Below are 20,011 nucleotides of genomic sequence, written 5' to 3' on the forward strand. Positions count from 1 at the left end.
TGCCGGAATGTTCGCGCGCGCCAACGGCTGTCCGCCGATTCCTCATCGCCTGACCTTGTCCGGGCCGGCGCCGGACATGGTCGTGCCCGTGGTCGGGACGAGTGGTCATGGGGTGAGCGCCCGCCTCCGATGACGAGCTGCGCGGGTGGTGGTGGCGCGTCGGAGTGCCGGAGCCCGGGGACGCGACAGTGCGGACCGCCTGCCATCCCGACCCGACGAATGCATGAGGACGAATGCATGAGGTCGTACTTCCTGCCCGCAGGTCGGCTCCGTCTCAGTGCGAAGCGTCCTGCCGAAGCGTCTTCCCTGAAGCGGACCACGAATCCCAAGGGGGACGAGTTCCCTTCCCAAGGGGGACGAGTTGCGTGAAGCGCGGCACAAGCTCCCGGAGCAGGGCGCAAGTGCCTACAAGGGGGAGCAAGCGGCGTCGCATGCCCCCGCCGGAGGCCGGCAAGTTGCGGGCCGGTCCCGCGGAAAGGGGCAGCCCGAGGCAGGGCTGGAAGGGGACCGGCCCCGCACGCTCACCCCTGAGCCGCGACCGGGACGAAGCCCGTGCCCGCGCGGTAGTGGGGAGACTGGTGGCGGAAGTACGTGTTGTACACCTCGCAGTACCTCCCCCCGCGGGCCAGCAGCGTCGCGTGGTCGCCCTCCTCGACGATCCGGCCGTGGTCGAGGACGATGATCCGGTCGACGTGCTCGATCGTGGACAGCCGGTGCGCGATGACGATCGAGGTGCGGCCGGCCAGCACCACGTCGAGGCCCTCCTGGATCTGCGCCTCCGTGAGCGGGTCGACGCTGGCCGTGGCCTCGTCCAGCACCACGATCGCCGGGTCCTGCACCAGCAGCCGGGCCAGCGCCACGAGCTGCCGCTGCCCCATGGACAGCGCCCGCCCGTGCTCGCCCACGTCCGTGCGCAGCCCGTGGGGCAGGGCCTCGAGCCAGTCGCCGCCGCCGACCGCCGTCGCGGCGGCCAGCACCTCCTCGTCGGTCGCGTCGGGTCTCGGGTAGCGGATGTTGTCGGCCACCGTGCCGCTGAACAGGAACGGCGCCTGCGGGACCGCGCCGATCTGCCTGCGGTACGCGCCGAGCTCCAGCGCGCGGATGTCGTGGCCGTCGATCAGCAGGCGGCCCTCCTGGAACTCGTAGAACCGGGTGATCAGCTTGCTGAGCGTGGACTTGCCGGCGCCCGTGTGGCCGACCAACGCCACCGTCTCGCCCGCCTCGATGACCAGGTCGAAGTCGCGCAGCACCGGGGCGGCCGGGTCGTAGCCGAAGGTGGCCCGTTCGAACTCGATGCGCCCCGCCACCCGGCCGACGTCGCGGGCGTCGGTCTGCACCACCCGCGGCGGCGCGTCGATGAGCGCGAACACCCGCTCCGACGCTGAAAGCCCCTGCTGGAACTGCGACCAGAACGCGGCGATGGACGTCAGCGGGAACCAGAACAGCGCCACACCCTGCAGGAACAGGTACCAGTCGCCGGCCGACAGCCGCCCGCCGAGCGCGGCCGTGCCGCCCAGCTGTGTCAGGGCGACCGTCGCGAGCCCCGCCACCAGGAACAGCACCGGGAAGATCGACGAGAACACGAACCCCTGTCCCAGGGTCACCTTGTAGCTCTGCTGGTTGATCGGCCGGAACTCGTCGTAGACCTGCCGCTCCTGCCGGAAGTTCTTGGCCACGGCGATGCCGCCCATGGTCTCCTGCAGGTTGGCGTTGACGCGGCTCAGCGACCGCTGCGCCCGGCGGGTGCTCGTCCGGGCGATCCGCCGGAACAGCAGCGCGATGGCCACCACGACGGGCACCACGAGCAGCGTCAGCAGCGCCAGCTCGACGCTGCGCATGAACAGCAGGACCGTCACGAGGCCCACCATGAGCACCTGGCTGATCAGGTCCATCGTCAGCGTGGACACCGTGGCGAAGTCGTCGGTGTCGGAGGTCACCCGGCTGACGATCCGGCCCGACGGCGTCTCGTCGTAGAACGACAGGTCGCGCTGGAGCACCGCGTCGAAGGCGTCCTCGCGCAGGCGCAGCACGACGTCGCCGGTGATCCGCGAGCTCTGCCACTGGCGTACGAAGTTGAACCCCCAGCCGAGCCCGCCCGCCAGCAGCAGGCCGAGCGTGAGCCGCCAGCCGGTCTCGGCGATGGTGCCGTCCTGGATCTCGTCGAGGCCCCAGCTCGCCACCAGCGGCATGGCGGCCTGGCTCGCGGAGCTCAGCACGATCATGACGGCGACCAGCACCATCGGCCCGAGCTTCGGCCGGAAGTAGGACAGGATGCGGCGCAGCAGCTCGCGGTCGCCGTACGTGCGGTCGTAGTCCTCGGCGTCGAGGCCGTCCATGATGAAGCCCATCAGCGCACCCCTCCCTGCTCGCCGGCCATCGCCTGACCCGCCTCTTCCAGAACCCCGCCGCGGCCGTCGCCGGTCGGGTCCGGGCCGTCGTCGAGTTCCACCTCGTCGTAGTGGGAGAAGATCCGCCGGTAGAGACGGCTGCGGGCGATCAGCTCGTCGTGCGTGCCGTAGTCGGCCAGCTCGCCGCGTCTCAGCAGCAGCACCTTGTCCGCCCAGCGGATCTGGGAGAGGCGGTGCGTGATGAGCAGCGTGGTGCGCCCCTCCTGGATGCGGCCGATCGCCTGCTGGATCTTGTCCTCGGTGGCGGAGTCGATGGCGCTCGTCGAGTCGTCCAGGACGAGGATCGCCGGGTCGGTCAGCAGGGCCCGCGCGATGGCCAGGCGCTGGCGCTGCCCGCCCGACAGCGTGACGCCCCGCTCGCCGATGACCGTGTCGTAACCGTCGGACAGCTCGGCGACGAACTCGGCCGCCTGCGCGTCCTCCGCCGCCCGCACCACGGCCTCGCGGTCGGCCCGCTGGCCCAGGCTGAAGGCGATGTTCTCGGCCACCGACCGGGAGAACAGCACGATGTCCTGCTCGATCGTGGAGATCTGGGAGCGCAGGGAGTCGAGGTCCCAGTCGCGCACGTCGACCCCGTCGATGAGGATGCGGCCCGCGGTGACGTCGTAGATGCGGGGGACGAGCTTGGTGAGCGTGCTCTTGCCGGAGCCCGTCTCGCCGACGACGGCCACGGTCTCGCCGGGGCGCACGGTGAACGACACGCCGCGCAGCGCCGGCTCGCCCTCGCCGTAGCCGAAGGTGACGTCCTCGAAGACGATCTCGCCGCTGATGGACGCGGCGTGGCCGTCGGCGCGCTGCGCCAGCTCGCTCTCGGACGTCATGATGTCCAGGATCCGGCGCGAGGAGACGAGGCCGATCTGCACCAGCGAGAACGTGAAGATCGAGATCTGCGTGGGGAACCCCAGCATGGCCATGAGCCCCATGAACGCGACCAGCTCGCCGACGCTGATCACCCCGGCTCCGTGCAGGGCCAGGCCGTGCCACAGCGCCGCCGCCATCGCGAACGCGAACAGCAGGGTCGGCAGGTAGCGGGCCTGCACCAGGCCGTTGCGGGCGAAGGAGTCGCGGTAGCGGCGCGCGTGCGACCGGAAGCGCCGCCGTTCCTGCTCCTCCTGCGCCGTCACCTTGATCACCTCGATGCCCCGCACCGCCTGGCTGAGCGTGGCGTTGAGATCGCCGAACTCCTCGCGCATGCGCGTCGCCACGGGGTTGAGCCGCCGCATGTAGTGCCAGAGCGCCGCCACGAACACCACGGCGAAGATTCCCGGCACGAGCAGCAGCCGCGGGTTGATCGCCCCGATGAAGAACAGCGGCACGATCCCGGTGAGCCCGGAGTCGACGATGAGGTCGAGACCCGGCGTGACCATGGTGGAGAGCTGCCGGATGTCGTTGGCCGCCCGGGCCATGAGGTCGCCCACCCGCTGCCGGTTGTGGAACGTCTGGCTCTTGCCCAGCAGGCTCACGTAGAGCTCGTCACGGGCGTCGCGCTCCAGGCGTTTGGCCAGCACCTCGCTCGACAGCCGGGCGGCCAGGTCGAACACGCCGCGCGCCAGCACGATGGCGAGCAGCGCCAGCACGATCAGCCGCAGCGCCTCCGCGGGGTCGCCCCGCCCGCCCAGCACGGCGTCGAACGCGTCGCCGGTCAGGGACGGCACGGTCGCGTTGAGCACCACCATCACCAGCGACCCGCCGAGGAACCCGAGCAGGTGGAGGGGATGGCGGCGCAGATGGGACCACAGCCAGCGGACCGGGCCGCGATGGTCGTGACGGGGGCCGGAGACGGAGAACTCCGGCGTGCTGTTGGAGGTCACAGGCCAAGCTCCCCGAGGCGGCAGGCGGATGGTTATCGAACCTGCTTTCTACCACCGGGCACCGACAGATTCCCACCGGATTTCGGGGCGCCGCGCCGGCGCTCCCCGCCCGGAGCGAGCCCGCCTGTGCCCGTCGGCTCGTACGCCCGCGAGAGGCGCGCCGTCCCCGGGGAGAGGGGCCCTGACAACACGAAACCCCAGGTCGCGAGACCTGGGGTGAGGTGTGGTGGACGATACTGGGATTGAACCAGTGACCTCTTCCGTGTCAGGGAAGCGCTCTCCCGCTGAGCTAATCGTCCGTTGCCGAGGTGGAGACGGGATTTGAACCCGTGTAGACGGCTTTGCAGGCCGCTGCCTCGCCTCTCGGCCACTCCACCGAGCCGGAAGCTCCGAGCGGAAGACGGGATTCGAACCCGCGACCCTCACCTTGGCAAGGTGATGCTCTACCACTGAGCCACTTCCGCGTCGCCGCCGCTGTGTTGCGGCGACGAGAGAACTCTAGCGAATCCTCGCCGAGTCCCCAAACCGGAAGTCGCCGACCTGCTCCGCGTACCAGACGACTCCAGGAGGCGATCCGGCGCAGCGTCCAGTTGGGGTCACGCGGGACGTCCCAGGCGTCGGCGGCCGGGGTGGCGCTAGCAGGGCCTCCACCTCCGCGCCCAGGTTGGCGCCGTCGGTCGGGACGGGCCGGCCGTCCCGGGCGAGCCAGGTCTCGGCCAGGACCAGGCATCGCTCCACGGAGTCGGCCACGAGGAGCGCGGGGCTGTCGGTCATGGCGCCGGTGGTGCACCGGAAGTGTTCGAACGGCCGTCGAAGCACCCGTGTCAGGCCGGGGCGTACGCGCGGAGGGACATGCCGCCCGCCGTACGAGACCGCCCTGCAGCCATATGAGGACGCCCGCCGTACGAGACCGCCGCCGTGGGAGGACGCCCGGGCGCCATCCTTCGACGGCCGGCGAAACGTGCTCCGGCTATGGTCGGAGGCATGGCAGCAGTGGAGCACGTCGCGGCCGACGCCGACATCGCGCCCGTGGCGGCGCTCATCGCGGACCCCACCCGGGCCGCCATCCTCACGGCCCTGCTGGGAGGCCAGGCCCTGGCGGCGGGGGAGCTGGCCCGGATGGCGGGCGTGAGCGCCGCCACCGCCAGCGCGCACCTGTCGCGCCTGCTGGACGGTGGTCTCGTCGCCGTCGTACGGCAGGGCCGCCACCGCTACTACCGGCTGGCCGGGCACGAGATCGCCGAGGTGCTGGAGGTGCTGGCCCGGGTCGGCGGACGCCCGCCCGTGCGGTCCCTGCGCCAGTCGCGGCAGGCGCGCATGCTGGAGGAGGCCCGCACCTGCTACGACCATCTGGCCGGACGCGCCGGGGTCGGCCTGTTCGACGGGCTGCGCGAGGCCGGCTGCCTCGCCGGGGAAGAGGTGACCCCGGAGGGGGAGCGCCTGCTCGGCGGCCTGGGCGTGGACGTCGAAGGGGTGCGCCGGACCAGGCGTCGCTTCGCCCCGGAGTGCCTCGACTGGACCGAACGGCGGGCCCACCTCGGCGGCGCGCTCGGCGCGGCCGTCACCGCCGTGCTGTTCGAACGCGGCTGGTACGTCAGGGGGCCCGTCCCCCGGGCGGTGAACGTCACGGAAGCGGGCAGGGAGGGGCTGGCGGCGCTGTTCTCCGGTAAGGAGCTAACATCGCATACGCAAGTTACCTGAACGAGAGAGAACACCATGCGCGACAACGGAGTCGTGAACGTCGGCCCGGAGCCGCTGACCTTCGACGACGTCATCCGGGTGGCCCGCCTCGGCGCCGCGGTCCAGCTCACCGACGACGCCGTCGCGGCGGTCGCGGCGGCACGGCAGCGGGTGGACGAGCTGGCCGAGAGCCCCGTCCCCGCCTACGGCGTCTCGACCGGCTTCGGCGCGCTCGCCACGCGGCACATCGACCCGGCGCTGCGCGCCCAGCTCCAGCGGTCGCTGGTCCGCTCCCACGCGGCCGGCAGCGGTCCCGAGGTGGAGACCGAGGTCGTGCGCGCCCTCATGCTGCTGCGCCTGCACACGCTGGCCACCGGGCACACCGGCATCCGGCCGACGACCGCCAAGACCCTGGCCGCGCTCATCAGCGCGGGCATCACGCCCGTCGTGCACGAGTACGGCAGCCTCGGCTGCTCCGGCGACCTGGCCCCGCTGGCCCACGTGGCGCTGGCCCTCATGGGCGAGGGCCCGGTCCGCGACGCCTCCGGCCGGCTCACCTCGGCGGCCGAGGCGCTCAAGCAGGCAGGTGTCGAGCCCGTCGAGCTGGCCGCCAAGGAGGGGCTCGCGCTCATCAACGGCACGGACGGCATGCTCGGCATGCTGATCCTGGCCATCGACGACCTCACCCGCCTGGTGAGGACCGCCGACGTCAGTGCCGCGATGAGCGTCGAGGCCCTGCTCGGCACCGACCGCGTCTTCGCCCCCGAGCTGCAGGCGCTGCGCCCGCACCCCGGCCAGGCCCGCGCCGCGGCCAACATGACGCGGATCCTGGCCGGTTCCGCCGTCATGGAGAGCCACCGCGACCCCAACGCCTGCACCCGCGTCCAGGACGCCTACTCCCTGCGCTGCGCGCCCCAGGTCGCCGGGGCTGTCCGCGACACGATCGCCCACGCCGCCAACGTCGCCACCTGGGAGCTGGCCAGCGCCGTCGACAACCCGGCCGTGCTCGCCGACGGCCGCGTCGAGTCCAACGGCAACTTCCACGGCGCCCCCGTCGCGTACGCGCTGGACTTCCTCGCGATCGTCGCCGCCGACCTCGCCTCCATGTCCGAGCGCCGCACGGACCGCTTCCTCGACGTGGCCCGCAACCACGGGCTGCCCGCGTTCCTGGCCGACGACCCCGGCGTCGACTCCGGCCACATGATCGCCCAGTACACCCAGGCGGCCATCGTCTCCGAGCTCAAGCGGCTGGCCATGCCCGCCAGCGTCGACTCGATCCCCAGCTCGGCCATGCAGGAGGACCACGTCTCGATGGGCTGGTCGGCGGCGCGCAAGCTGCGCCGGTCCGTCGACGGCCTGACGCGCGTGCTGGCGATCGAGGTGCTGACCGCCGCCCGCGCGCTCGACCTGCGTGCCCCGCTGAGTCCCGCCCCGGCCACGGCGGCCGTGGTGAAGGCGCTGCGCGAGACCGTGGCGGGCCCGGGCCCGGACCGGTTCCTCGCGCCGGAGATCGACGCGGCGGTCCGCCTGGTGGCGGACGGCACGGTGATCGCCGCCGTGGAGGCGGTCACGGGCCCGCTCGACTGAGCCGGGGTCAGCTCGGGACCGCGCTGCCCCCACAGCCCCTGCCGATCCGACCCGTCTCGAAGTACCGCACCACGTCGGCGGCGCACTCGGGCACCCGGGTGGCCGACACGTGCACGTCGTCGGCGACCGTGTAGACGGTGCCGCCGACGGCGCGCCGCGTCTGCAGCGTCCAGTCGTAGACCGACATGAACTCGTACAGATGCCCCGCCAGTACCAGTGACCCGCCGCTCCGCTTCAACGTGGCCTGCTGCACCGGCAGCGGCCAGCCGGCGCACATGACACCCGGCCCCCAGGACCGGCCGGTCGCCGGATGGCGCTTCACCAGCCGCTGGTAGTCACGCCAGGCGGTGTCGAAACCGACCCGGCTGCCGTCCTCGTTGCACGCGACGGCCAGGTTCATGGTCATGTTCAGCGTCTCGGGCGCGCCGGGAACGGGCGTCCCCATCATCGGAGCGCCGAGGAGCTCCTTGACGGCGGGCGGGGCGGTGGTGCCCGTCGCCGTGCGCAGTTCGGCCAGCGCCTTGCCCGCGCGCGTCCACTCGGTCGAGTTGCGCTTGGCCAGGTCGGCGACGGCCGAGCCGTCGACGGGCCGCTGCACGTCAGTGTAGATCTTGGGGCTCTTGTCGTACGCGCGGACCAGCTTCGCCACCTGCTCGCGCACCTGCCGGGCGGTGGCACCGAGACCGTAGGTCTCATCGCGGCGGGCCAGCCAGGCGGCCATGCGCCCGAAGTCACGCTCGGCCGCCTCCGCGCTGTCCTTCATGTGCCTGTCGAGACGGGTCCACGGCGGCGCCACGCTGTCCAGGAAGGCCCGTCCGGTGTGCTCGGGGAACCGGCTGCGGTACACCATGCCCAGGTAGGTGCCCCAGGAGAAGCCGAGCAGGTTGAACGTGCGCTCACCCAGGGCGCTCCGCACCAGGTCCAGGTCCTCGGCCACGCTCTCGGTGGTGAGTTGTCCGAGGAATGCGGCGTCGGAGCGTCCGCACTTCTGGTTCGCGGCGGCCTGGGCCTCGTATATCTTCCTGGCCGCCTCCTCGGTCAGGGTGCCCGGCTCCTCCGGGCCCACCTGCGAGACGGGGCAGGTGACCTTGGCGCTGTACCCCACCCCGCGCGGGTCGAAGCCGATGATGTCGTAGCGCTCGTTGAGCTCGGCCATCTCCTTGTTCCTGAGCGCGACCCGCAGGACCGGGTCCAGGTATCCGCTGTTGCCCGGCCCTCCCGGCAGGACGGCGGTGGCACCGAGCCGGCGAGCCTGGTCCGTGGCGGCCAGCCGGGTCACCGCGATGTCGATCTTCCGACCGCCGGGGTCGCGATGGTTCAGCGGTACGCTGACCGTCCCGCACTCCAGGCGCTTCATCAGGGCGCGGAAGGCCGGGGTCTGCTCCTCCGTCACGCGCAGGCTCCGGATCACCTCGTCGGAGTAGGCGGGACAGGATCTCCACTGGACGGACGGCACGCCGGAGGCCGGGCTGGGAGTGGTGCCCGCCCCCGGGCCGGCATCCGCGCCTGCCGGGGAAGGATGCGCCACCAGCCCGGCCAGCGCCAGCGCCAGTGCCGTCAGTGATGTTCGGTACGTCATGCGGATCAGAGATAGCGGTGATCTTGCTAGATCCGGATAAAGAGACGCTGATGACCGATCAGGGCAGGGCCACGATCACGTCCACCTCCAGCAGCAGCCCCGGCATGAACAGCCTCGGCACCTCGACGGTCGTGCTCGCGGGCGGCGTCCCGGTGATGTACTTCCGTCGCACCGCGCCGTAGTCCATCCGCAGGTCCATGTCCGTCAGGTACGTCCGGATGAACGTGATGTCGTCGAACGTCGCCCCCTGGTCGGCCAGGATGCGCTCCAGGTTGCGGAAGACGTGCTCGGCCTGGACGGTCATGTCGCCCTCGCCCACCACGCGGTGCCGTTCGTCGAGGGCGGCCTGTCCCGAGACGTAGAGCGTGTCGCCGGCCCGTACGGCGTGGGAGTACATGCCGTTCGTGGCCGGGACGGTCGGCGGGTTCAGCGGCACGGCCCTCGACGCGCGCCCCCTCGGCGCGCCGTCCCCGGCCTCAGGCGCCGCGTTCTCCGGCGAGAGCGCGTCAGGCGTGGAGGGCGCCGCGAGGCGGGTCGCCAGGTGGGTGGCGATCGCCGTGAGGTCGTTCCCGCCCAGCCCGGCGGCCTCCGCCTCCTGGAGCCGCCTGCGGGCCGCGGTGGCGAGCGTCGCCTCCGGCCACGCCGCCAGTGCCAGGTCCTTGGCCGCGAGCCCGAGGGCGTAGCGGGTCTCGGCCGCGGGCACGCGCAGCCGCTCCGCCAGCGCCCCGAGCGGGGTGCCCGCGAGCACGTCCGCCAGCGCCTCGCGCGACACGCCGTGCGCCGTCCCGTACGCGAACGTCTCGGCGATCAGAACCTGGGCCGGGACGATCGCGCTCATGACGGCCACCTTCAGGGCGGCGCCCGCGCCCAGCGGCCCGGCCTCCCGCACGGAGCCGAACACGGACAGCACCTCCCGCACCCCCGCCGCGACCGGCGCGTCCACCCGGTCAGGCCCAAGCCGGCCGTCCGGCCCGTAGAAGCCGTCCAACTCGTCCAGTCCCCCGGCGAGGACGGTCAGCGTCCCCTCCGTGGCCGGCCCGACGCTGCCGAGCACGGGCGCGTCCACGAGGCCGACGGACGCCGGCAACAGCTCCCGCAGCTCCCGCACCGCCTCCGGGCCGATCGTGGACATCTCCACGACCGTCGTCCCGGGAGCCAGCCCGGGCAGCGCCGCCGTCAGCACCTCGCGGACCGCGGCCGGGTCGCGCAGCATCGTGACGACCAGCGCGGCTCCCTCCACCGCCTCGGCCGCCGTCACGCCCGTGCCGCGCCGCCACACCGTCACCTGGTGGCCGGCCTCCACGAGGCGCCGCGCCATGGGGACACCCATCCGTCCCTGTCCAAGAAAAGCGATCTTTCCCACGATATTTCTCCCGATTGCGGTCATGTGGATCAGTGAACCCTGATGCGAGAGATTCCACCAGCGACTAGATTGCATGGCAGCCATGACTGACACGAATACCTTGGACACCGCCACCCTCCGGCTGTTCGACGAGGTGGCCCGCAACGGCTCGTTCACCGCCGCCGCCGAGCTGCTCGGCTACACCCAGTCCGCGGTCTCCCGCCGGATCGCCGCGCTGGAGCGCGCCGCCGGAGGTCCGCTGTTCGAGCGCCTGGCCCGTGGCGTCCGGCTCACCCCGGCGGGCCTGGCGCTGCACCGCCACGCCGTCGCCGTCCTGGACCGGCTCGAACGCGCGGGGGAGGAGCTGACCGCGATCCACGGCGGCAGCGGCGGCACGCTGCGCGTCGGCGCGTTCGCCACGGCCAACGTCGACCTGGTGCCGGGCACGCTCAGGCACTTCGCGCGCGTCCGGCCGCGCGTCGAGCCGCGTGTGATCGAGGGGCTGACCTCCCGGCTGGTCGAACGCCTCCAGGCCGGGTCGCTGGACATCGCGGTCATCAGCGACTACCCGACGGGCCTGCCCGCCGGCTTCACTCCCCGCGCGTGCGCCCCGGAAGATTTCGCCCCGGAAGACCTCGCCCTGGAAGACCGCGGCACAGAAGGCCGCGTTCCAGGAGACCTCGCCCTGGAAAGCCGCGCCCTGAAAGGCCGCGCCCTGGAAGGCAGCGGCGCAGAAGGTCGCGCTCCGGGAGACCTGGGCGCGGAAGACCGGGCCCGGGAGGGCCGCTCCCCAGGGGATTCCGTCCGGGAAAGGGTGACTCCGGAGGAGGGCGCCCAGCGGCGCGGAGACCCGGAGGGCGACTCCGGGCGGGCGGTGCTCCTGCGGGAGGACCGGCTGCTCGTCGCCCTGCCACGCGAGCACCCGCTGGCCCGCGAGGACGCCGTCGATCTGCGCGACCTGGCGGGGGAGGCGTGGATCGAGGCCGCCCCGCGCGGCCAGCCGACGCTGCTGACCGCCGCGTGCGCCGCCGCCGGCTTCACCCCGCGAAGCGGCCTGCGGGTGGCCGAGTGGACGGGGAAGTTCGGGTTCGTCGCCGCCGGGCTCGGCGTCACGCTGGTCCCCGAGCTGGCCGCCCGGGGTGTGCCGCCCTCGATCGTGCTGCGCCCGCTGCGCGGCACGGCCCCCGCGCGCAGGGTCTTCGCGGTCGTGCCCGCGCATCCGCTGCCCGCGGCGCTGGAGTTCCTCCAGCTGCTGGGACAATGGGAGCCGTGCACGACGCCTTCGCCCACGTAGGCGGTGTCCTCGCCACCGGCCTGCGCGACCTGACCACCGACCTCGCCGCCCTCGACGGCGACGGCTGGTGGGCGGTCGTGGCCGACTACGAGGGAAAGTCGACGTGCGCCCGCTTCGACCGGGTACGTCCCGCTCCGCTGCCCAGTCCCCGCCGCCCCTGGCACGGTCCACCGCCCGGCCGGTGGCGCAGCTCGCTCGACCAGGCCGCCTACGAGCGCGGCGTCCAGACGATCCGCGACCACATCGAGCGCGGCGAGGTCTACCAGGCCAACCTGTGCCGGATCCTGAGCGCGCCCGTGCCCTCCGACGCCGACCCGCTGGCCCTGGCCGCGCTCCTCGCCGCGGGCAACCCGGCCCCGTACGCCGCGGTGATCGACGTGCCCGGCACGACCGTCGTCTCCGCCTCGCCGGAGCTCTACCTGTCGCGCGACGGCGACGTCGTCGAGTCCCGCCCGATCAAGGGCACCGGCGCCACCGCCGCCGACCTGCTCGACAAGGACCGCGCCGAGAACGTCATGATCGTCGATCTGGTCCGCAACGACCTCGGCCGGGTCGCCGCCGTCGGCTCCGTCGAGGTGCCGTCGCTGTGCGCGGTCGAGGAGCACCCCGGCCTCGTCCACCTGGTCTCGGCGGTGCGCGCCCGGCTGCGGGCCGGCGCGGGCTGGGCCGAGCTGTTCGCGGCCACGTTCCCGCCCGGCTCGGTCACCGGGGCCCCCAAGTCGTCGGCCCTGAGGATCATCAATCAGCTCGAACCCGCGCCCCGGGGGCCGTACTGTGGGGCGGTGGGCTGGGTCGACGCCGACCGACGCAGGGCGGCGCTGGCCGTCGGCATCCGCACGTTCTGGATCGCCGCGGGCGAGATCCGGTTCGGCACGGGCGCGGGCATAACCTGGGAGAGCGATCCCCGGCGTGAGTGGCTCGAGACCGAGCTGAAGGCGTCCAGGCTCATCTCACTGGCATCATCAGGAGGCACTTGATGAACATCCCTGTCTGGGTCAACGGGGAGCTGATCGACCCCCAGCGGGCGACCGTCTCGGTGTTCGACCACGGGCTCATGGTCGGCGACGGCGTGTTCGAGACCGTGAAGATCGTTCACGGCCGCGCGTTCGCCCTCACCCGGCACCTCGACCGGCTCAAGCTCTCCGCGCAGCGCATGGACCTGCCCGAGCCCGACGTCGAGGCCGTCGCCGACGGCGTCGCGAAGTGCCTGGCCGTCGCCCCCGACTGGGCGCTCGGCCGCATCCGCATCACCTACACCAGCGGCCCGGGCCCGCTCGGCTCCGACCGCGGCGACCAGGGCACCACCGCCGTGGTGATCGTCGACGAGCAGAAGCCGTTCCCCGTCACCGCCAACGTGACCGTCGTGCCCTGGCCGCGCAACGAGCGCGGCGCGCTGGCCGGCGTCAAGAGCACCTCCTACGGCGACAACGCCAAGGCCCTGGCCTACGCCAAGGCCCGCGGCGGCGGCGAGGCGATCTTCGGCAACGTCGCCGGCGACCTGTGCGAGGGCACCGGCTCCAACATCTTCATCGTCCGCGGCGGCCGGCTGCTCACGCCGACCCTCGCGTCCGGCTGCCTGGCGGGCGTCACGCGGGCGCTGGTGCTCGAATGGTGCGGCGGCGAGGAGACCGACGTGCCGCTGTCGGCCCTGTACGAGGCCGAGGAGGCGTTCCTGACCTCCACCACCCGCGACATCCAGCCGATCAGGCTGGTCGACGACACCGAGCTGCCGATCGCGCCCGGCCCGATCACGGCCAAGGCCATGCGGGTCTTCGCCGAGCGCTCGGCGGGCGACCTCGACCCGTGACGTCCGGACCCGGGCGGCCGGTATGAGCGGCCGCCCGGGCACGGGACCACGCCACGGGGCCCGGGCCTAGTACGACTTCTGCGTCTGCACGTTGAAGTCGTCCATGTCGACCTTCTTGGCGGGGTCCGTCAGCGGGTCGTCGATGGAGATCACGTCGAGCCCCTCGCGGATGTCGCTGGAGTAGATGTAGCCGTTGTAGTAGTACGCCGACCACGAGCCGGCCACCGGGTCGTCGCCGCCGTCCGGGTACGGCCCACGCTCGAAGAAGCCGATCTCCCGGGGCGCGGAGGAGTCGGTGAAGTCCCAGATCGACACGCCGCCCTGGTACCACGCCTGCACCATGACGTCCTTGCCCGGCACCGGCAGCAGCGAGCCGTTGTGGGCGACGCAGTTCTCGTCCTTCTGCTGCTCACGCGGCATCTTGAAGTAGCCGCGCCGCTCCAGCCGGCCGTCGACGATGTCGTAGATCGCGTTGGCGCCCTTGGTCTGCGGGGTGTTCCGGTCGCAGGTGGGCGCGCCGCCGCCGCCCAGCTCGTCGCTGAAGATCACCTTGGTCGCGTCGTTGTTGAACGTGGCCGAGTGCCAGATCTGGAAGTTCGTCTCGTCGCGGATCTGCTGCAGCACCTGCGGGTTCACGGGGTCGGAGATGTCGAGCAGCACGCCGTCGCCGAAGCAGGCCGCGGCCGCGAGCTTCTTCTCCGGGTACGCGGTGATGTCGTGGCAGCCGCCGCTGCCCTTCTGGCGCTCGGGGAAGATGTTCGGCTTGGCGACGACCCTGGCCGATCGGGGATCCTTCATCGGGATCTCCACGACCTGGATGACCTGGTGGTCCGGCGTGCAGGTCGCCGAGTCCGCCTCGGAGCCGGGGGAGGAGACGTACACGTAGAGCGTCTCGCCCCGCGGCACCATGGTGTGCGTGTGCGACCCGCACTCGGTCGCCACCGCCGAGACGTACCTCGGGCGGGTCTTGTCGCTGATGTCGAAGATGCGCAGGCCCTCCCAGGCGCGCGTGTCCTCGTCGGAGTCGCAGCCCGCGTCGCTGCGGGGTTCGTCCACCGAAAGGATCAGCAGGTCACCGTGGACGGAGACGTCGTTCTGCTGGGCCGGGCACGCCACCTGGCTGACCGTCTTCGGCCTGGCCGGATCGCTGATGTCGTAGATCGAGAACCCGCCGAAGTTGCCGACGTAGGCGTAGTCTCCCTGGAAGGCCAGGTCGGTGTTCCAGTCCATCTCGTTGTTCAGCGGCGCCGAACGCGGGACGTTGGCCACGAGCTTGACGTTGGGGCTGGTCATCACGGCGTCGTCGCCCGCCCGCTGTGAGGTGCCTCCGGGGCGCGACGGGGACCCGCCGGGGTCCGACGGGTCCGATCCCCACCCGCCGCACGCGGACACGAGCAGGGCGACCGCGCACAACACCGCCCCCCGTACCCTGGCAGAGATCACGCACGTACCCCTCGTCTTGTGTCGCAATATGGAAGCTATGTCAGTACGATCCCGGTCCGTACCGCCTCTTGTCGCAATTATGGCGATATTGGCGGTATCCGCGTGCGCCGAGCGGCCGGAGGGACCTTCGGCCGTGGGCACGGGCGCACCGGTGATCGTCCCGGGCGAGCCGGGGGCCCCCGCCCGTACGGCCACGCCGGGGGAGCGCGTCGGCCAGGCCGGCCGGGAGCCCGGCGCCGCGGACGTCCGTTTCGCCGAAGGCATGATCCCGCACCACCGCCAGGCCCTGGAGATGACCGCCCTGGTGGCGGAGCGCACGAGGAACACGACCGTGCGCGGCTTCGCCGGCCAGATCGCCGCGGCCCAGCAGCCCGAGATCAACGTGATGACGGGCTGGCTCGCGAACCTCGGCCGTTCGGTCCCGGCCGGGCACGGGCACGGCCCGGCGGGCTACGGGATGGCCTCGCTGGAGGAGATGAACGCCCTGCGCGCCGCCCGCGACACCGCCTTCGACCGCCTGTTCCTGCGCCTCATGATCAGACACCACGAGGGCGCGCTGCGGATGGCCGGCGAGCAGCTCGCCGGCGGGCGCCAGGTGACCATGCGGCGCATGGCGCGCGACGTGTACGCGGGCCAGAGCGTCGAGATCGCCCGCATGAGAAAGGCGCTGGAGGCGCTACCCGGCGCCTAGGGAACCGGGCGGGCCGAGGAGGCTCAGGACGGCCAGAGCATGTTGGTCAGCTCGGCGTCGAGGTCCATGAAGTCGGTCTCGCGCCCGGCGGGCACCTTCTCGTACGTGCGGTGCAGGAACTCGGTCAGGGGGGTCAGCGGCACCTCGAACAGGGCCTGGCCGAAGGGGGAGGTCAGGCTGATGTGCAGGGTGCGCTCGCCGTCGGAGCGGGCCGGCCACACCTGCACGTCCCCGTCGCCGACCCTGCGCACGATGCCGACGGTCAGCAGCTCCCTGGCGAAGATCCACTCGACCGGTTCGTCGTTCCCCACGTGGAAGGCCATACGGATCGCGTAGGGGTCGTCGGCGGTGTAGCTGAGGCCGGCGAGCAGGGGGACGGTCGTTCGGTCGGGGACCACAAGCCGAAGGCCAAGCTCGGCGGAGACGGTGGTGCTGTTCATCGTCAGCCAAACCTTTTTGTCGTAGGTCCCCTCTTCGGGGCTTTCACTGCTCTGACGGACTTCGTCCTGAGCTATGACGCGGAACGAAGAAACCTGTAGGAAAGATTCCGCTCCCAGGGCCTTCTGTAACGCACCTCACAGCTAGACATTCGGGCATCTATCTGGCCAAACGCCATCAGTCGGCCGGTATTTGCGAGGGCTTTGCGCGCTCCCCAGCCGGCTCCGGAGGAACCCTTCATGAACGTTTCCGGAGAAAAGATCACGATCGGCTCCTACCGGAACACGTCGATGGTATGCCACCGACCCGCTCCGCCGATGGGCAACCACCCCCTTTCCCTCGAATCCCCGCTCCTGACCGCCTCCCGGCGTGCCGCCGCTTCGCCAGGAGGTCCAGGAGTGCGGTATGGTTTTCCCGTCGGCAGCCGCAAGGGGCCGCACAGCCGGGCGATTAGCTCAGGGGGAGAGCGCTTCGTTCACACCGAAGAGGTCACTGGTTCGATCCCAGTATCGCCCACCGGCTCAGAGGCCGCCTTCCTGACGGGAAGGCGGCCTCTTCGTCTTGCGCGGGCCTCAGCTCACGAAGTTCACGTCGCTGCAGAGCAGGAACGCCTGGTCGAGGTGCGAGGCCTGCCAGATCGTGTAGACCAGGGCGCGGCCCGTGCGGCCCGGGACGCTCAGGTTGACCGTGTAGTACTCGCCGGGGCTGAACTTCGCGGTCCTGGTGAGGAGCTGCATGTCCGACCAGGCGGGCGCCTGGCGGGTGGGGTCGAAGCCCGGGCGGCTGACGTAGACGAGCAGGTAGTCGGCGCCGTGACGGGCCTGGTCCAGGAGCTTGAGCGTGAACGAGGTGCGGACGTCCGTGGTCTTCCACGCTCCCGCCGTGTCGAGCGAGTTGTAGCGGCCGCTCTCGGCGTGACCGCCGCTGCACAGCTGGCCGTTGGGGATCCCGGCCTGGAAGTTGCCGCCCAGGTTCATCCGGTAGAGGCCGTTCCAGTTCCACATGGCGTTCGGGTTGGCCTGCCACGCCTGCCAGCACATCGGGTCCTGCTGCGCCATGGCCGGGTTCTGGAAGTCGCTGCCCCAGCGCAGCCAGCAGCCGTAGTTGCGGGAGGCCGGGTCCACGACCGTGCCGTGGGCGTCGGCCGCTACGGCCCAGGTCGCGAGGAACGCCACGGCGGCGGTGAGCACGGCGGCGACGCGGACGGCCCAGCGGCGGGCCGGGGCGTGTGGGGGTGAGTGCACGGTGGGTCTCCATCTTCCGCGGGGGGATCGGACGAATGGGGGCGCTCCCACATGCTGCCCGCGATGGTAGCCCAAGGCCCCGGAGCGGGGCATCGACCCGGAGAGGCGGTGACCGGCGCCTGCCCGCCGTGAACGTCGCTGACCTGCGCCTCGGCCGCCGGTGCCGAGGCGGCCGGGCCTGTATCTTTCATCGCCGCCCGGGGTCCGCCCCTGACGGACGACGGTGAGGCATCATGCGGGGCCGCGCGCCCGGCGGGCTCGGGAAGACCGTCATCGCGTCACGGCACCTGGTAGCACAGAATGGAGCGAGCCGCCCCATCCCGGACTCCGGCGCGGGCCGCGGCCGACCCCTGACCCCGCAGATGGGACCATCTTCACGGGTTCCTCCCCAGACGTGCGATAACTCCCGTACAGGACGGATTCGATGTCAGATTCAGAGTTCCCCCTCGTTCAGTTCATGAGGGAGGGTTTCGATCCGGTAGCGGAGCTCGCCGGCATCCGCGCCGAGCATCCCGTCTATCCCATGGAGATCCCGGGCGGCCAGACCGTGTACCTGGTCACCCGCTACCACGACGTGCGATCCGTGCTGGGAGACCACGAGCGCTTCAGCAACGACTTCGGCAACGTGATCGGGCTCGGCTCCAACCAGGAGGACCCGGGCGGACTCGGCTTCCGTGACCCGCCCGAGCACACCCGGCTGCGCCGCTACCTCACCCCGGAGTTCACCGTGCGCCGCCTGCGCCGGCTGGAGCCCCGCATCGAGGCCATGGTCGAGGAGTACCTCGACAAGATGGAGGCCGCCGGGCCGCCCGCCGACCTGGTCGAGTCGTTCGCCCTGCCGATCCCGTCGCTGGTGGTGTGCGAGCTGCTCGGCGTGCCGTACGCCGAGCGGGCCGACTTCCTGCGGATCAGCACCAACCGCTTCGACTTCACCGCCGGGCCCGAGGCGTCCCTGCAGGCCGTCAACGACGCGATGACGTACCTCACGGACCTCGTCGCCCGCGAGCGGCTCGACCCCGGCGACGGCCTGCTGGGCCAGCTCCTGCGCGAGCACGGCGACGAGCTCGACGACCGCACGCTCGCCAGCATGGCCGACGGCCTGCTGACCGGCGGCCACGACACGAGCACCAGCATGCTCTCGCTCGGCACCCTCTGGCTGCTGCGGAACCCCGAGCAGGCCGCCAAGGTGCGCGAGGTCGAGGGCCACGTCAACGAGGTGGTCGAGGAGCTGCTGCGCTACATGACGGTCGTGCAGGTCGCCTTCCCCCGCTTCGCCCGCGAGGACCTGGAGCTGTACGGCCACACCGTCAAGAAGGGCGAGATGGTGCTGTGCTCCCTGAGCGCCGCCAACCGCGACCCGAGCCTCGGCGACGACATGGACCAGGTCAGGCCGCACCGCGACACGGCGGGCTCGCACCTGGCCTTCGGCCACGGCATCCACCGCTGCATCGGCGCGCCGCTCGCCCAGATGGAGATGCGCATCGCGTTCCCCGCGCTGCTGCGCCGCTTCCCCGGCCTGCGCGTGGCCGGAGAGGTGCCGTTCCGGGCGCTGTCCATCGTCCACGGCGTGGAGAAGCTACCCGTCGCCTGGTAATGGGGTTACGTTCACAAGTGTGAACGAGCCCGCGATCGACCTGACCACGGTGAGCGTCGTCGTGTTCGACACCGACGGCGTGGTCACCGACACCGCGCGGGGCCACGCGGCCGCCTGGAAGCACGTCTTCGACGCCTTCCTGCGCGGCCGCTCCGCCCCCTTCGACATCAGGGACGACTATCTGCGTCACGTCGACGGCCGGCCGCGGCTCGACGGGATCCGCACGTTCCTCGCCTCGCGCGGCCTGGAGCTGCCGGAGGGCTCGCCCGACGACGAGCCGGGCGCGCCGACCATTCACGGGCTCGGCCGGGCCAAGGACCGGTTGTTCGTCGACCAGGTGGACAAGTACGGCGTCGCCGCGTTCCCGTCCACCGTGGCGCTGCTGCACGAGCTGCGCCACAGGGGAGCCCGCACCGCGGCCGTCTCGGCCAGCATGCACGGCCGCAAGCTGATCACCTCGGCCGCCGTCACTCACCTGTTCGACGTGCTCGTCGACGGCAACGACGCCGCCCTGATGAACCTGCCCGGCCTGCCCGACCCGGCGCTGTTCCTGGAGGCCGCCCGCCGGCTGGCCGTGCCGCCGCCGCGCACGGCCGTGCTGGAGGCGGCGCTGCCGGGCGTCGAGGCGGCGCGCAAGGCCGGTTTCGGGCTCGTCGTCGCGGTCGGCCGCCCTGACGCCTTCGTCCGCCCCCGCAGGCGGGCCGATGCCCAGGCGACGCCGGAGGGTCCGGAGGAGCAGGTGGAGGAGCGCGGCGAGGAGCTGCGCGAGCACGGCGCGGACGTGGTCGTGGCCGACCTCGGCGAGCTCACCGTACGCGGGAGGGTCCTACCCTGGGGCACGTGACCGTGCTCATAGACCCCCCGAACTGGCCGGGCCCGCGCGGCCTCATGTGGTCCCACCTGGTCAGCGACCACTCCCTGGAGGAGCTGCACGCCTTCGCCGCACTGCTCGGGGTGCCGGCGCGGGCGTTCGACCGCGACCACTACGACGTTCCGGAGACGGTCCACGCGCGGGCCGTGGAGCTGGGGGCCGAGGCGGTCGGCTCGCGGGAGCTGCTGCGCCGCCTCGTCGCTGCGGGCCTGCGCCGCCGCA

Annotated in this window: 17 protein-coding genes and 4 tRNA genes; 10 read left to right on the forward strand and 11 right to left on the reverse strand. The window is 72.0% G+C overall.

The features are described 5' to 3' along the window. Positions 1 to 521: 521 nt before the first annotated feature. The 6 genes from AB0H81_RS22580 to AB0H81_RS22605 all read right to left on the reverse strand — a co-directional run bounded on the left by AB0H81_RS22580 (position 522) and on the right by AB0H81_RS22605 (position 4,993). A complete protein-coding gene (locus AB0H81_RS22580; RefSeq protein ID WP_358377720.1) occupies positions 522 to 2,348 on the reverse strand; it encodes an ABC transporter ATP-binding protein in 1,827 nt (608 codons plus the stop codon). Beyond that, positions 2,348 to 4,219: an ABC transporter ATP-binding protein gene (locus AB0H81_RS22585; RefSeq protein ID WP_358377723.1), complete on the reverse strand. Its 1,872-nt coding sequence runs from the start codon at positions 4,217 to 4,219 to the stop codon at positions 2,348 to 2,350. Before AB0H81_RS22585 ends, AB0H81_RS22580 begins: the two co-directional genes overlap by 1 nt. Before the next feature lie 224 nt (positions 4,220 to 4,443). Then, a tRNA-Val gene (locus AB0H81_RS22590) sits at positions 4,444 to 4,518 on the reverse strand. 7 nt (positions 4,519 to 4,525) lie between these two features. After that, positions 4,526 to 4,596: transfer RNA gene (locus tag AB0H81_RS22595), tRNA-Cys, on the reverse strand. A gap of 15 nt (positions 4,597 to 4,611) precedes the next feature. Continuing rightward, positions 4,612 to 4,683: transfer RNA gene (locus AB0H81_RS22600), tRNA-Gly, on the reverse strand. Positions 4,684 to 4,717: 34 nt separating this feature from the next. After that, a complete protein-coding gene (locus tag AB0H81_RS22605; RefSeq protein ID WP_358377726.1) occupies positions 4,718 to 4,993 on the reverse strand; it encodes a hypothetical protein in 276 nt (91 codons plus the stop codon). 210 nt (positions 4,994 to 5,203) lie between these two features. On the opposite strand from AB0H81_RS22605, the gene AB0H81_RS22610 reads away from it, so the two are divergent. Then, positions 5,204 to 5,920, forward strand: a complete 717-nt coding sequence (locus AB0H81_RS22610) for a helix-turn-helix transcriptional regulator (RefSeq protein WP_358377727.1) — start codon at positions 5,204 to 5,206, stop codon at positions 5,918 to 5,920. Between the two features lie 15 nt (positions 5,921 to 5,935). Next, positions 5,936 to 7,486, forward strand: a complete 1,551-nt coding sequence (gene hutH / locus AB0H81_RS22615) for a histidine ammonia-lyase (RefSeq protein WP_358377730.1) — start codon at positions 5,936 to 5,938, stop codon at positions 7,484 to 7,486. Between the two features lie 7 nt (positions 7,487 to 7,493). On the opposite strand, the gene AB0H81_RS22620 is transcribed toward hutH, so the two are convergent. Continuing rightward, a complete protein-coding gene (locus tag AB0H81_RS22620; RefSeq protein WP_358377733.1) occupies positions 7,494 to 9,065 on the reverse strand; it encodes an alpha/beta fold hydrolase in 1,572 nt (523 codons plus the stop codon). Positions 9,066 to 9,123: 58 nt separating this feature from the next. Beyond that, entirely contained in the window at positions 9,124 to 10,452 is a 1,329-nt protein-coding gene (locus AB0H81_RS22625) for a Rid family hydrolase (protein WP_358377736.1), read from the reverse strand. Positions 10,453 to 10,510: 58 nt separating this feature from the next. Between AB0H81_RS22625 and AB0H81_RS22630 the strand changes: the two genes are divergently transcribed. Genes AB0H81_RS22630 through AB0H81_RS22640 form a run of 3 tightly spaced genes read left to right on the forward strand, consistent with a single transcriptional unit; the run spans position 10,511 to position 13,508 of the window. Next, positions 10,511 to 11,701, forward strand: coding sequence for a LysR substrate-binding domain-containing protein (locus tag AB0H81_RS22630; RefSeq protein ID WP_358377739.1), 1,191 nt, complete (start codon positions 10,511 to 10,513; stop codon positions 11,699 to 11,701). Continuing rightward, positions 11,677 to 12,678, forward strand: coding sequence for a chorismate-binding protein (locus AB0H81_RS22635; RefSeq protein WP_358377742.1), 1,002 nt, complete (start codon positions 11,677 to 11,679; stop codon positions 12,676 to 12,678). Before AB0H81_RS22630 ends, AB0H81_RS22635 begins: the two co-directional genes overlap by 25 nt. Then, positions 12,678 to 13,508, forward strand: a complete 831-nt coding sequence (locus AB0H81_RS22640) for an aminotransferase class IV (protein ID WP_358377745.1) — start codon at positions 12,678 to 12,680, stop codon at positions 13,506 to 13,508. Before AB0H81_RS22635 ends, AB0H81_RS22640 begins: the two co-directional genes overlap by 1 nt. A 66-nt stretch (positions 13,509 to 13,574) precedes the next feature. On the opposite strand, the gene AB0H81_RS22645 is transcribed toward AB0H81_RS22640, so the two are convergent. Beyond that, a complete protein-coding gene (locus AB0H81_RS22645; protein WP_358377748.1) occupies positions 13,575 to 14,951 on the reverse strand; it encodes a hypothetical protein in 1,377 nt (458 codons plus the stop codon). 133 nt (positions 14,952 to 15,084) lie between these two features. Here AB0H81_RS22645 and AB0H81_RS22650 point away from each other — a divergent pair, with 133 nt between their 5' ends. Then, on the forward strand, positions 15,085 to 15,642 hold the full coding sequence (locus tag AB0H81_RS22650; RefSeq protein WP_358377750.1) for a DUF305 domain-containing protein: 558 nt from the start codon (positions 15,085 to 15,087) through the stop codon (positions 15,640 to 15,642). A 23-nt stretch (positions 15,643 to 15,665) separates the two neighbouring features. Here AB0H81_RS22650 and AB0H81_RS22655 read toward each other — a convergent pair whose 3' ends face one another. After that, on the reverse strand, positions 15,666 to 16,082 hold the full coding sequence (locus AB0H81_RS22655; protein WP_175594684.1) for an SsgA family sporulation/cell division regulator: 417 nt from the start codon (positions 16,080 to 16,082) through the stop codon (positions 15,666 to 15,668). 442 nt (positions 16,083 to 16,524) lie between these two features. Between AB0H81_RS22655 and AB0H81_RS22660 the strand changes: the two genes are divergently transcribed. Beyond that, positions 16,525 to 16,596: transfer RNA gene (locus AB0H81_RS22660), tRNA-Val, on the forward strand. 56 nt (positions 16,597 to 16,652) lie between these two features. On the opposite strand, the gene AB0H81_RS22665 is transcribed toward AB0H81_RS22660, so the two are convergent. Further along, complete coding sequence (locus tag AB0H81_RS22665) at positions 16,653 to 17,324, reverse strand: lytic polysaccharide monooxygenase auxiliary activity family 9 protein (RefSeq protein WP_358377753.1); 672 nt, start codon at positions 17,322 to 17,324, stop codon at positions 16,653 to 16,655. A 457-nt stretch (positions 17,325 to 17,781) separates the two neighbouring features. Between AB0H81_RS22665 and AB0H81_RS22670 the strand changes: the two genes are divergently transcribed. The 3 genes from AB0H81_RS22670 to AB0H81_RS22680 form a co-directional block, all read left to right on the forward strand. Continuing rightward, complete coding sequence (locus tag AB0H81_RS22670) at positions 17,782 to 18,918, forward strand: cytochrome P450 (protein WP_358377756.1); 1,137 nt, start codon at positions 17,782 to 17,784, stop codon at positions 18,916 to 18,918. A 19-nt stretch (positions 18,919 to 18,937) separates the two neighbouring features. Beyond that, positions 18,938 to 19,762, forward strand: a complete 825-nt coding sequence (locus tag AB0H81_RS22675) for an HAD family hydrolase (RefSeq protein WP_358377759.1) — start codon at positions 18,938 to 18,940, stop codon at positions 19,760 to 19,762. Continuing rightward, positions 19,759 to 20,011: DUF4031 domain-containing protein (locus tag AB0H81_RS22680; RefSeq protein ID WP_358377762.1), on the forward strand; the 253-nt coding region annotated here is incomplete at its 3' end. The genes AB0H81_RS22675 and AB0H81_RS22680, both read left to right, overlap by 4 nt.

Source organism: Nonomuraea sp. NPDC050691 (assembly GCF_040654455.1).
Classification (GTDB): Bacteria; Actinomycetota; Actinomycetes; order Streptosporangiales; family Streptosporangiaceae; genus Nonomuraea.

Excerpts from the sequence above, each read along its gene's own strand:
- AB0H81_RS22580 (WP_358377720.1), bottom strand. The coding sequence starts at position 2,348 with ATGGGCTTCATCATGGACGGCCTCGACGCCGAGGACTACGACCGCACG.
- AB0H81_RS22605 (WP_358377726.1), bottom strand. The coding sequence starts at position 4,993 with ATGACCGACAGCCCCGCGCTCCTCGTGGCCGACTCCGTGGAGCGATGC.
- AB0H81_RS22610 (WP_358377727.1), top strand. The coding sequence starts at position 5,204 with ATGGCAGCAGTGGAGCACGTCGCGGCCGACGCCGACATCGCGCCCGTG.
- hutH (WP_358377730.1), top strand. The coding sequence starts at position 5,936 with ATGCGCGACAACGGAGTCGTGAACGTCGGCCCGGAGCCGCTGACCTTC.
- AB0H81_RS22620 (WP_358377733.1), bottom strand. The coding sequence starts at position 9,065 with ATGACGTACCGAACATCACTGACGGCACTGGCGCTGGCGCTGGCCGGG.
- AB0H81_RS22625 (WP_358377736.1), bottom strand. The coding sequence starts at position 10,452 with ATGACCGCAATCGGGAGAAATATCGTGGGAAAGATCGCTTTTCTTGGA.
- AB0H81_RS22630 (WP_358377739.1), top strand. The coding sequence starts at position 10,511 with ATGACTGACACGAATACCTTGGACACCGCCACCCTCCGGCTGTTCGAC.
- AB0H81_RS22640 (WP_358377745.1), top strand. The coding sequence starts at position 12,678 with ATGAACATCCCTGTCTGGGTCAACGGGGAGCTGATCGACCCCCAGCGG.
- AB0H81_RS22655 (WP_175594684.1), bottom strand. The coding sequence starts at position 16,082 with ATGAACAGCACCACCGTCTCCGCCGAGCTTGGCCTTCGGCTTGTGGTC.
- AB0H81_RS22670 (WP_358377756.1), top strand. The coding sequence starts at position 17,782 with ATGAGGGAGGGTTTCGATCCGGTAGCGGAGCTCGCCGGCATCCGCGCC.